The sequence below is a fragment of the Gemella sp. zg-1178 genome, from assembly GCF_018790995.1.
Classification (GTDB): domain Bacteria; phylum Bacillota; class Bacilli; order Staphylococcales; family Gemellaceae; genus Gemelliphila.
The window spans coordinates 1-11,438 of record NZ_JAHKEI010000030.1 but is presented as its reverse complement, the minus strand read 5'-3'; the positions used below and the strand labels follow the sequence as shown (position 1 = coordinate 11,438).

Annotated in this window: 12 protein-coding genes; 3 read left to right on the top strand and 9 right to left on the bottom strand. The window is 23.0% G+C overall.

What is annotated here, in order from left to right:
• Window positions 1–191: 191 nt before the first annotated feature.
• The 3 genes from KMP12_RS06670 (at window position 192) to KMP12_RS06660 (ending at window position 2,069) form a co-directional block, all read left to right on the top strand.
• Complete coding sequence (locus tag KMP12_RS06670; RefSeq protein WP_215756962.1) at window positions 192–797, top strand: DUF2326 domain-containing protein; 606 nt, start codon at window positions 192–194, stop codon at window positions 795–797.
• Between the two features lie 200 nt (window positions 798–997).
• Complete coding sequence (locus tag KMP12_RS06665) at window positions 998–1,492, top strand: Panacea domain-containing protein (protein WP_215756961.1); 495 nt, start codon at window positions 998–1,000, stop codon at window positions 1,490–1,492.
• Window positions 1,461–2,069 (top strand): hypothetical protein, encoded by a 609-nt coding sequence (locus tag KMP12_RS06660; RefSeq protein ID WP_215756960.1) that lies wholly within the window; start codon window positions 1,461–1,463, stop codon window positions 2,067–2,069. The genes KMP12_RS06665 and KMP12_RS06660 overlap by 32 nt, the downstream gene beginning before the upstream one ends.
• Before the next feature lie 208 nt (window positions 2,070–2,277).
• Here the strand turns inward: KMP12_RS06660 and KMP12_RS07885 are convergent, their stop codons facing one another.
• The 9 genes from KMP12_RS07885 to KMP12_RS07750 all read right to left on the bottom strand — a co-directional run bounded on the left by KMP12_RS07885 (window position 2,278) and on the right by KMP12_RS07750 (window position 10,987).
• The gene (locus KMP12_RS07885) at window positions 2,278–2,424 is read right to left on the bottom strand and encodes a transposase (protein ID WP_215756959.1); all 147 of its coding nucleotides are present in this window, start codon (window positions 2,422–2,424) and stop codon (window positions 2,278–2,280) included.
• A 246-nt stretch (window positions 2,425–2,670) separates the two neighbouring features.
• Complete coding sequence (locus tag KMP12_RS07880) at window positions 2,671–2,865, bottom strand: transposase (protein WP_371741365.1); 195 nt, start codon at window positions 2,863–2,865, stop codon at window positions 2,671–2,673.
• Between the two features lie 101 nt (window positions 2,866–2,966).
• Window positions 2,967–3,992, bottom strand: coding sequence for a hypothetical protein (locus tag KMP12_RS06645; protein ID WP_215756958.1), 1,026 nt, complete (start codon window positions 3,990–3,992; stop codon window positions 2,967–2,969).
• On the bottom strand, window positions 3,977–5,170 hold the full coding sequence (locus KMP12_RS06640) for an MFS transporter (protein WP_215756957.1): 1,194 nt from the start codon (window positions 5,168–5,170) through the stop codon (window positions 3,977–3,979). The genes KMP12_RS06645 and KMP12_RS06640 overlap by 16 nt, the downstream gene beginning before the upstream one ends.
• A 5-nt stretch (window positions 5,171–5,175) precedes the next feature.
• A complete protein-coding gene (locus KMP12_RS06635; RefSeq protein WP_215756956.1) occupies window positions 5,176–5,448 on the bottom strand; it encodes a DUF2087 domain-containing protein in 273 nt (90 codons plus the stop codon).
• On the bottom strand, window positions 5,433–7,850 hold the full coding sequence (locus KMP12_RS06630; RefSeq protein WP_215756955.1) for a lantibiotic dehydratase C-terminal domain-containing protein: 2,418 nt from the start codon (window positions 7,848–7,850) through the stop codon (window positions 5,433–5,435). Before KMP12_RS06630 ends, KMP12_RS06635 begins: the two co-directional genes overlap by 16 nt.
• Before the next feature lie 13 nt (window positions 7,851–7,863).
• A complete protein-coding gene (locus tag KMP12_RS06625) occupies window positions 7,864–8,895 on the bottom strand; it encodes an arginase family protein (protein WP_215756954.1) in 1,032 nt (343 codons plus the stop codon).
• Window positions 8,896–8,977: 82 nt separating this feature from the next.
• Window positions 8,978–10,771: a YcaO-like family protein gene (locus tag KMP12_RS06620; protein ID WP_215756953.1), complete on the bottom strand. Its 1,794-nt coding sequence runs from the start codon at window positions 10,769–10,771 to the stop codon at window positions 8,978–8,980.
• An 84-nt stretch (window positions 10,772–10,855) separates the two neighbouring features.
• Window positions 10,856–10,987, bottom strand: coding sequence for a hypothetical protein (locus KMP12_RS07750; RefSeq protein ID WP_256442632.1), 132 nt, complete (start codon window positions 10,985–10,987; stop codon window positions 10,856–10,858).
• Window positions 10,988–11,438: the final 451 nt, after the last annotated feature.

Genomic DNA, 11,438 nt, shown 5'->3' with positions numbered 1-11,438 from the left:
TTGCCATATTCACTCCACACTTAAACAAAGATTAGAAGCTATCAATCCCCTTAAAAACCAACACAATATCAAGCTTCTTTGTAAAGTGTTAAATGTAAATAGGAGTACATATTATAAATATATTTCGCCAAAAAGAATTAGAAATACTTATTGAGGAGCAAAATAAAAAAATAGAATACCTAGAAAATGAATTGAACAAAATTCCTATAAAAGCTAATATATCTGAAATATTACTTAATGAATTTGGTAGAATAGAAAGTGAATTAACAACCCTAAATTATCAGCTTAAAATGTATGAGGAATTATACAAACTAAAAATTGATAAAGAAAATGTTGAAAATGAATTAAATTGTATAATAAAATCTATATCTGAAAAAATAGAAAATACTATAAATAATCAAATGAATGAATACAATGATTTTGTATGTGATAATAAAAAAACAGCACCTATACTGAATATAGAAAGTATTAAAAAATATAACTTTTATATTCCAAATGATACAGGGACTGGTTCTCAATTTAGAGCTATTATTGAATATGATTTAAGTTTATTGAATAAAACTCAATTACCATGTATAATACATGATTCGATAATATTAAAACAAACTGAGGATGAAGGTATTTCAAAAATATTAGAATTATATAATTCATTTGACAAACAAATATTTATAGCAATAGATAAACAAAATACTCTTCCTGAGAAAGCAAGAAAAATAATAAAAGATACAACTATTACTAGTTTATCTCCTAACGGAAATGAACTATTTGGACATTCTTGGAATAATAAGAATAACTAATATACATTTGATTGCAATTATAATAAGAGAAATACAAAGTATTTACTTATTTAAAAATATTACAATTTAAATAAATCATTTTACTAATATGTTAAAATACTATATTAATGTCATATATTATATTTATTAAATATACCTTACATATTTTTTATTAATTTGATATAATATTACTTGAAATATAAAAAAAGGAGAATACAATTATGCGTAAATTTTATTTTAATAATATTGATGATTTAATAAACCATTTATTCTACAAATACGGGGAACTTTCTCCATTAAAATTACAAAAGAGTTTATATTTCTTATTTGCTTTTTATTCTGGAAATTATCAAGCAAAAGAAAAAGAAGGAGTCACTGAATCTTCATATTCAGACTCTTATCCAAAATATTTGTTTGATGCAAATTTTGAAGCATGGAATTATGGTCCGGTCATAAAAGAAGTTTATAAAAAAAATAAAGCTAGAGAATATAATGCTAAAGAGTTTAAATTTGATCTAGAGGCCAAAATTAATATAGAAATTAATAAGTTTATTAATGATGTTTCTGAAATGATTATAAACAAATCAGATTTTGCTCTTGTTGATAGAAGCCATGAAGATTATGTATGGAAAAATTCTTTTAAAAATAAAAATTCTAAGATTATGAAAAAAGAAGATATAGAAAATGAATACAGAAAAATTTTCCAAAGCATTTAATATTATGGAAAATAAAAAAAACAACATAAAATCAAATTCATCATTAAAAAGTAGCAATAGTATTAAGTCATCAAAATTTTTACAAGTTACTGAAGAATCAGACTATCAAATTTACGAGGAAAACACCCTTAAATCATTTAATATAAAAAATAGTGAGTTTACTAATTTTTTAAATAGACATCAAATTAGTGATTACAAAGAAAAAGTGTCAAACTTATTTGATAATCTAGTTCAATTAAATAATGAAAATAAAGCTATACTACTTAGTGTTGATTTAAAAGATATAAAACCTGATATTTATAAAAAAACAAAAGAAATTATGCTTAAATTTATTAGCGAAGATGATTTTTTAAAATTTGAGGATATGTTTTTAAAATATAATATTTTAGATAAATTGAAAATGTCAACACCTTATAGAATATTTTTATACAAGGATTTTAACAAAAACAAATATATTATATTTTTAATAGATCCCCATCACCTAGTTATAACTGATAAAAAAACTAGAAAAAATAAAGTATATAAAAATAATATTAATAATGATATTTGCATAAGTAAATTTCAAAAAACTCCATAACTATAAATAAAAACAAAGACCAAGAGAAATTTTGGCTGTATAATAAATACGAGGCATGGAGAATTTTGGCTCTAAGTCAAATCCTGGGGATGGAAATTAATGGTAATCTTATGCAGCAGAATTCTGCTGCATAAGATTATTTTTAATGTCATTTTTCTTATCATAATTCGCCAATAATCTAAATACAATTAAAATTCTTAACCTAAAATTATAAAATGATGTACCCATAAGATACTCTTTTAATAAGTTTTATTTTATTATTAATCCCTTCTAGAACACCATTAGAATAGTTATATCTCAAGCTATTTATCATATAATCTTCATATTTTTTAATAGTTTTAATAGCTTTGATCATACCTTAAGAGTAAGTATCTTCATTATTATTTATAGTTTCTTTAAATAATTCTATATTTCTTGTCTTTAATGCATACCTTATTTCTTGCATTATTTTATAGTTGTTAGCCAATATTTGATCTATTGATAGTATGTAATCTAATACTTCTTTGTTAGATACTGTTCTTCCAAATGTTCTTGAATAGTGAGTTTTCTGATAGTTTATTTCACTATATTCTTTTAATAGTAACCTCCAATATATTTTTAATTATATATATATATGCCTTTCTTTATTTTTGAATTTATTCATTAGTTGTATTCTGTATTTATTGAATTCTCTATTTATATTCTGTACTATATGAAACCTATCTATTATTATTTCTGCTTTAGGAAATATTTCTTTTATTAGTTTCATATAGGGTGGATATATATAAATACATATTGTTTTTACTTTTTTTCTTATGTTTCTTGGTATAGCTATAATGTTATGAATCCCAAAAGTTAGACAAAACTTTAGGAGGTGCAGTTCAATTTTTCATAGAATTGAGAATTAAATAGAACCTTTCAGCTATATATATTTTCTATATATATTAAACACTCTTTTAAAGAATACATGTTCAAATTACTTACTGCTCCTATTTGACCTAAAATATATGCACCGGAATAAAAAGGAATCTCTTCAATAAAAATATCTAAAATATTATAATTTTCTGGTAACCCATATTGTTTTGATAATTTATTTAACAATAATTTTTTACTATTATAATCTTTATAGTTTTCAAAATCTTTATATAATATCCTTTGAAATTCTGTTTTCACGATATTTTCAATCAACAAGTTAGTAATAAATTTTCTATAGTATTTTAAATTTTTTATTAAAATATCATTGCAAATGGAGCTTTCTATTAAATGAGCAAACTTTTCTTCTTCCTCTATTGATAAAATTAAGTTATATCTTATTTTAAAATAATTTAAAATAACATGAGATATTTCATGTAATATATATATATTATTAAAAATATTATTATAATTATTAGGAAAAATTAATATATTTTCTCTGCTCAATGGTAGATACACACATCTATAATAGTTTTCATTTAAATAAATTAAATTCTCACATAATGTTTTACTTACAAAGTTATATAAAGATATATCAAATTTTATTAAATTCAAAATATTAGTTATATTTATCTCATTAAAGACATCGCTATCTTTTATACCAAATACATAATATTGATAATTTTCTTTAAACGTATCTATTAATGGTTTTAATCCATTTTTATCTCTCCATATATAATAATCAAACTTGTATTTTTTTATATTATTATTTATACTTTCATTAATAAAATTCTCACATTTTATATCAATACCTTCTAAACTGAATTCAATATTGGGCAAATTAGGTGGATATTTTCTAAATAATTCCATTATATCTTCCTCACTTGCATCTTTTATCATTATAATATTTTTATCTAGCGCCCTTTCATACTCTAACAAGTTTTCTCTTGGTAAAATACTGGCTAAATACTCAATAGAATCTCTCTGTTCAATAATTGCATACAGCAATTTATCTGTTAATTGTTTTTCCATCGTTTTACACCAAAAATAATCATAAGTATCAGTAAAACAAATACAGCGAATATTAACCAAACAAATGTTACTTCAAAAGTATCAGATAATACTCCATTAAGGAAAACTGCTGCACTCATTATTAAAGATTCTACTGCGTAAAATATAGAAACTAAGGTCGTTCTACTTTTATTATATAATATTATTTCTTCGTGTAGAATCACACTTGATCGTATAGAAAGTACCGTAAAGAAAATAATATAAACTATAAAAATTAAAAATTTTAATATTGGTAAATTAATAAAATAAATGACAATTACTAATATGCTATTCATTATGAGTAAAGTAGTAAACAACAACTTATTACTCTCGACTTTCCCTATTTTTTCTGATAAAAAGCTACCTAACATTCCTGAAATACAAATTATCACCCATATATACCCATTTAAAAAATCTAGGTTAGGTATATAAAAAATAGATTGCCATTGATTTGATGGACCAGCATCTAAAATGGAAGGCATTAATAGCAATAAAATTAGCAAAGTTGAACTTTTCAAAATTGATAATTTTAAAACTGTACTTTTTAAATGCTCTGATGAATTTTTTATAATACTTATTATATCTAATTTTCCTCTATTTAAAAATGTTCTAGGGAATGCACTTAAAACAATTAAAAATACTAAAGAAAAAATAATAATACTAGCTATCAGTGACGCACTTTGATTATGCTTAAACAAAATTTTAGAACTCACAAAACCAACAATCATCGTTAATGACGAAGTTATCATCATACTTCTTGAAAAAATTTTTGAAATTTCTTCCTTTTTTCCTATTTCATCCAAACTATTTACAATCCAACTTTGTAAAGTTCCAGATTGAAAAGATTCTGCAATTGCTGAAAATAATGCTGAAATTAACAGTAAGTAAAAATTTTGGGTTAATAAAAAAATTAATCCGATCACTCTAAAAATACAACTTAATAGTAATGTCTTTTTTACTCCTATTACATCCGTTATTACTCCACAAGGTACCTCTGTTAAAAATGAAAATAAGAAAAATAATGCTAAATATATCCCTAATTGTGAGTAGGTAAAACCTTGATTTAATAAAAAAATATATAATATTGGGTTAAACATAGCTATTCCCATAGCAAGACCACTAGTTAAGATAAAATATTTATTAGTAATATTTTTAATCATCAATACTATTCTCCTTTAACTTTTTTATTTATTGTATACTTTTCTCCATAATTATCTCTCTTTAAAAAACCATAGTCAATCATATATCTTCTCAAAATAGCATAGTCATCATAATATTTTTTCAAAAATTTATTGAGCTCCTTTTCAGAAAACATTTCATTTTCTTTTTGTAATTCACCCAATAAATATGAAAATATAATTATTTTTACATTCTCTTTTTTGGGGATAACAGTTAATCGTCCATTTCTCAAATATCTATTTATTATTTCGTTCTCCATTTTTCCTCCTTATAAAAAATTGCTAAATATTTGTACACTTCTCTTTCAATATCCAACTCATTCCCCACTAATCTTACATTACTTAAATGTATCAGGGAAAGATGTTCAGCTCTGATATAATTTTTATTAGTAAAATATTTTATTTTTCTTTTATTTAAATTTATATTTATTTTCACTAATTTTTTTTTATCTCTATCTTCCTTTCCTTTTATATATTTTTTTAGCATTGTATATCTAGACTCATAAGCAATTGAAAAATAATCAAAAAGATATACTGTATTCTCTAACATCAACATAAATTTTTCTAATTCGGTCATATTATCAAAATCTACACAATCTTTTAGAGTATTCAAAATTCTTTTTGAATCTTCACAGGAAAATTTTTCAAAATTATCAATTCCTAAATTATAGTATCTGCAAATTTCTTTTTCATAAGGTAATATCTTGAAATTATTTAATTTAAAGCTACTCAATATAAAAGTAATTTTATGAAAATTATTTATTCCTTTACACCTTAATCTCAATACTCTTTCATTATTACCATTAATATAGAATAGATAAAAAAATTTTATGTCATTTTCTAAAATACTATTTAATGCTAGAAAGACATCACTTATAAAAGAATCTAAAACCAACTCTAAATATATCCAATCTTTCAACATATCCCTTTTATATGGATTTTCTACTATTGGGTACAACTTAGTACAATTATCTTTACTATTATGACTACCTACATCATATGAAATAATCACTTCATTAGCATAATGTTCATTTTTTTCATATATTATACTGTCTTTCTGTATAAATTCTTTAAAATGCAGGATTGAATATTTTTTTAATTCTTTAAATAAGAAAAAAATTACATTGCTATCATTAAAATCTACAAATATTTCCACATCACTTATTACATAAGAAAAATCTTGAGATTCACACATTTCGTATATTTTCAATAGTACGTCTCTAAATTTAGATATATCAGAAAATAATAACTTATTATACTTAATAACAAACTGTTCCCTATAAATAATAAATTTTCTATTAATCATTAATCTTGGTATATAGTTATAATCTTTTATTAAAGTTGGTATATAATTATAAGCTATATTATCTATATTAGAAACTAGTAATAGAAGTCTACATACATCATCTAGTAATTTTAGATTAATTGGTGAATTTATACTTATATCTACCTGCTTACCGTCTTTATCAGTTAATATAAATTCTCTATTTTTTTCATTCACAGTTAAAAATAAATCATTTAAATTTAAATCGCTAGATATATTTCTTGAATAATTAATATTTATTCCTTTTTTTTGTTTATTTTTTAAAAAATAATTAGTAATATTATTCTCTGATTTATAATTTAACGAATACTTATTTTCTTGTATCTCTTCATTTATAGAAAAACTTCTATATAAAGGTTTAGATGTATCCAAGTTATATAATAATTTTCCTTTAACTTCTATTATATTAACAGTAACATCGAAATTATATTCATAGTTCTTCTCAAAATTAAGTTTTTTTACTCTAATATCCAAAAAATTTTTATCATTAGTCATAAAATAAGCATCTAGGTGTTCACATATAAATTTAGTCCATTCTTCACTTCCATCATACTCATTAATAGATATAAATTCATTTACTTTATTCAAAAAATTGTAGTTTTTCAAAATATCTAGTATACTTATTTTTATAAAAGAATACGCATCTGTAAATTCTTCTACTAATTCATAATAACCTTTTAGATTTCTCTTTTTACGCAATCTACCTAAAAAATTACCCAATTCTACTATATCATTACTTGGAAGATCTAAATAATACATCTCATTACTTAATCTTGGACGTACAAGTATCCCATCTTCAGATATATCAGATAATACTATTTTTTCTTCTAATTCAGGAAGTAAAAACTTATTTTCCAATAAATTTTCGACTAATAACCTAATGTCACTATCAGAATAGCCAAGTAATCTAAAGTTTAATAATTTATATAATAACTCATTATTTATAAATCTATTTTTTGTACAAAATTCTACTATATCTTTAAGATAAATTTTTTCTATCCTTATTAATTCACCATTTTTTTTTAATTCATAGTAATCACCATAGTCCATAAATTCCCTATTAAAGAAATATTTTCCAGTAGGAACATAGAAAATATTGGCTTTTTTCAATTCAGGATAACTATACTCAACTTTCTTTTCACTTATAGTCACATTATGTTCTAGTACCATACCAAATAGAGGATTTGTTCTATACCTCATTCTATTTACGTATTTAGTCTTACCTTCAGGAGTATATATATTCATGAATTTTAGTATAATATCAATATCTGAGAAAGAATTATCAAATTTCCCCATTGATAATACTGGTTTTCTTAATGTTATTTTTTTGAAATTCATATATTCTCCTTACTTATTTATAAAATTTTGCCATATCTTTTAATAAATTGTAGATTAAATATGCAGATGTGTTGGCCCCTACAAGAGACAAATCATTGCTGGAATTATATTCTACAATATCAATTCCTAAAACTTTCACATCTAAATCAAATATTTTCCTAATAATTTCCAATAAGTTATTTACAGTTGAACCATTTGGTACAGGATAAGTAACCCCCGGATTATAAACAGGATCTAAATAATCCAAATCAATCGAAATATATAATGGTATATTCTTATTCTTTTTTAAGTAAGTTATTAAGTTTTCTATATCAGTAAATTTTGTCAAGTCTCTTGAAGTGTTATATTCTTCTATAAATAATGGACTCCTCGCACCAAAATTTATCAACTCTATATCTCCACTAAAGCTTTCTTTTAATTTTTTCATTACATTTCCATTGTGTAATTCTTCTAGTTCTGATATATCTAAATGTGCATCAAAATACAATAACCTTAATGACTTATAACCACTATTATTTATTCCTTTGACAATCGGGTATGTTATAGTATGATCCCCTCCCAAAAACAAAGGGAATATATTATTATTTGAAGAGTATATTTTATAAGATATAGATTCAATTTCATTTATCATTTTACTATTAAAATTTATATTAAGGAACCCGTAATCATAGATATATGAACATTCGACATCTAAATCTTTATTTTCTCTTATACTTATATTTGGATTTGGAAATTTATTTGACATATCCTTTAGTATAGAAATAGAATCTCTATTGTAATTATGCTTTATTGTCCCTTGAAAATAAGGAAATTCAAAAACTCCAACCTTCTTCTCTCTACTCTCTACATCATTCAAATCTTCTAGTAAACATCTACTATCAATCCCAAATAAAGAATAACTTGTATTAGGAATCAAATTATAATAATTTGGAAATAAGCTTATAAAACTATAATTAATTAATATCTCTATATCATCATTGCCAAATAAAATATCAATATATTTACCTCTATTCTTATATAAAAAATCTGCGCTTTCTTTATTCATTTCTAAATAAATTTCTGAAATTCTTATTCCATTCTCTTCTCTTTTAATGTAATTATTAATAAAATATTTCATAATTAAATCCTTAACTAAACATTCTTAATGTATTAATTAACTTTCCTTTTTCTCTCAGTATATTTTTTAATCTTTTTGTTACTTTAGTATTATAATTATCTATATCTTGTAATCCCGGGACTATTACTCTTGCTGTATATAAAAGGACATCATCTCGGGTTAAATTCGCACAATAAACATTGTAGCTTTCTCTTTTTAAATTATCTACTAAAAATTGTAAATCTAATATTATATTCCCAGTAGATAAATCATTTATACTAGTAAATTTTATTTTTTCACTATCTATATTAATTAAAAAGGGTGAAACATATTCTTTAATTCCCATTCCCCATAAAACTGAAGGTATTTCTTCATGCTCTATGTTATCTTTAATTAAATACTCTAATTCTTTTTGTGAAACTCGTAACTGTATTGCTTCAAAAATACTTCTTTTTATTGCTACAAGAATACTCAAATTAGCCCCTGAACCATGTGTATATATAGGATATTTTTTAGATTCCAATGTACAGTGCACAACATGAACAAAAGAAAATTGGCTAATTAACGTTAGATGAATGTTTATATCTTTTTCATTCAAAAATTTTAATATTCTTTTTATAGATTTATCATCACATTCATTAATTTCAATTACCTTAACTTTCATCCTTGCTTTATGTACTATCGAATAGGAATCTCTTTCTAAGACTTCCAATAAACCTTGCAAAATAGCTCTAGAAAATGTTACTTCTGAAGAAATTCCAGTGGTTGATTGTGAATGTAACATAAGTTCTTTAGGGCGATCATATGGAAAGAATACACTATTTGCTGGTAAAAAAATTTTTTCCTTATTCGTTAAACAGTATCCTTCAATCCACTCAAAATTTTTACATTGAGAATATTCATTTATAAAATTTTCATCTAATTTTAATTCTATAGGATTAAGAATTCTTCTCCCAAGTCTCTTTAAATTTTTATAACTATCTGTTATTATATATTTATTATCGTACAAAAATAATCTGGCAGAATATCTCTCTATTCCTTCTCCTACCGCACTAAAAAATGATTGTACATCTGTACTCCCCTTTCCACCATGAACAGAAAATTTATTTTCAATATCCTTTCTTGACGAATAAGATTTATATATTTTAAAATTTAAATCACTATATTCGTCTAAACTTTCCACCTTATAAACAGGAGATAATTCACTTATGGAACTAATTAAATTATTTGAATCATGGACACTTAAATATCGTGTATCTCCTAATTCATAATTTTCTGAAATTAGATCTGCATCCGAAAATGCTACAGTTTTCTTATTAGGGTATTTTACTACATCTACATACTCTATATTCCCTGTATGTTTTCTGTATACAACAGACTTATTATTTAACAATTTATAATTTGTAAATTTAATTATTTCTTGATTATTTTCTTCAAGTTTATTAAAAAAAGAATGATATGCTATTATTCCATAATTATTTGAAAATAATTCCAAAATAGAATAGTCAATATTTTCCACTATCCTAATTACTACGGATTCTAAATCCTCAAGTTTTATCATATATAATATATTATATGTTTCTAAAATACAAATAGAATAATTATCAAAATTATTAGACTGTGATACAAATTCAACAGCTGTGCTATAATCTCTAATAGATATAACTGGTATTCTAATATTATTTATTGTAAGAAAATTAATTTCATTAATTTTAGGAAATTCATATTCAAAAATTGAATCATCTAGTATTTCATAATAATCTTGAAATAATTTGCAAAACATTTTTCCTTTATTATTTAAATACACTTCTTCTATTTCCTGCATAAATACTTCCTACCTCCATTTTATATTTTAAAATAAGAGTGCAAAGATAATTCTTCACACTCTTTCTAATAACCCTACACTATTTTAATACGCACTAGAATATCTGCATTTTGATTGTGCAACTACAGGTTTTGAAACGCTAACCTTTTTTATAATAAGATTTTCTTTTTTATCTTTAGTAGAGTTTATAACATTATTTTTATTAACTTTTTTCATGGTATTTCCCCCTTTCTTTAATTATTATGATTAAAGAATATCAAAAAAATAAATTTTCGTCAACTTATTTTCTGTTTTTTATATTTTTTTTTTGAAATTATATAAGATATTAGGGAATTTTTACTATATTTTTCTGAAAATTATATCTTTAATTTATTAAAAAATTTATTCTTAATTTTTTCCAACCATGGCTCTTATTTTTTATAAGAACTGATAATAGAATTTCTTTTTCTCCCTTTCTATAATCTATAAAACTAATATAACATACTAATAAATTACTACTTTTGAATTATTTAAAATTTGAATTCTTCACTTTTTTACAGATCGCAAATTACAATAGTAAGTTAGCCACCTCAGGCAAGTCATAAGGACATACATAATTAAATAATTTACGTGGATAACGATTTATCCATTGTTCAACAGCCGTTACTTCGTTAGGAGTAAGGGTTGT

What these genes read in the sequence shown, in the direction of transcription:
- KMP12_RS06665 (WP_215756961.1), top strand. Translation starts at nt 998, where the DNA reads ATGCGTAAATTTTATTTTAATAATATTGATGATTTAATAAACCATTTA.
- KMP12_RS06660 (WP_215756960.1), top strand. Translation starts at nt 1,461, where the DNA reads ATGAATACAGAAAAATTTTCCAAAGCATTTAATATTATGGAAAATAAA.
- KMP12_RS07885 (WP_215756959.1), bottom strand. Translation starts at nt 2,424, where the DNA reads ATGATCAAAGCTATTAAAACTATTAAAAAATATGAAGATTATATGATA.
- KMP12_RS06645 (WP_215756958.1), bottom strand. Translation starts at nt 3,992, where the DNA reads ATGGAAAAACAATTAACAGATAAATTGCTGTATGCAATTATTGAACAG.
- KMP12_RS06640 (WP_215756957.1), bottom strand. Translation starts at nt 5,170, where the DNA reads ATGATTAAAAATATTACTAATAAATATTTTATCTTAACTAGTGGTCTT.
- KMP12_RS06635 (WP_215756956.1), bottom strand. Translation starts at nt 5,448, where the DNA reads ATGGAGAACGAAATAATAAATAGATATTTGAGAAATGGACGATTAACT.
- KMP12_RS06630 (WP_215756955.1), bottom strand. Translation starts at nt 7,850, where the DNA reads ATGAATTTCAAAAAAATAACATTAAGAAAACCAGTATTATCAATGGGG.
- KMP12_RS06625 (WP_215756954.1), bottom strand. Translation starts at nt 8,895, where the DNA reads ATGAATAAAGAAAGCGCAGATTTTTTATATAAGAATAGAGGTAAATAT.
- KMP12_RS06620 (WP_215756953.1), bottom strand. Translation starts at nt 10,771, where the DNA reads ATGCAGGAAATAGAAGAAGTGTATTTAAATAATAAAGGAAAAATGTTT.
- KMP12_RS07750 (WP_256442632.1), bottom strand. Translation starts at nt 10,987, where the DNA reads ATGAAAAAAGTTAATAAAAATAATGTTATAAACTCTACTAAAGATAAA.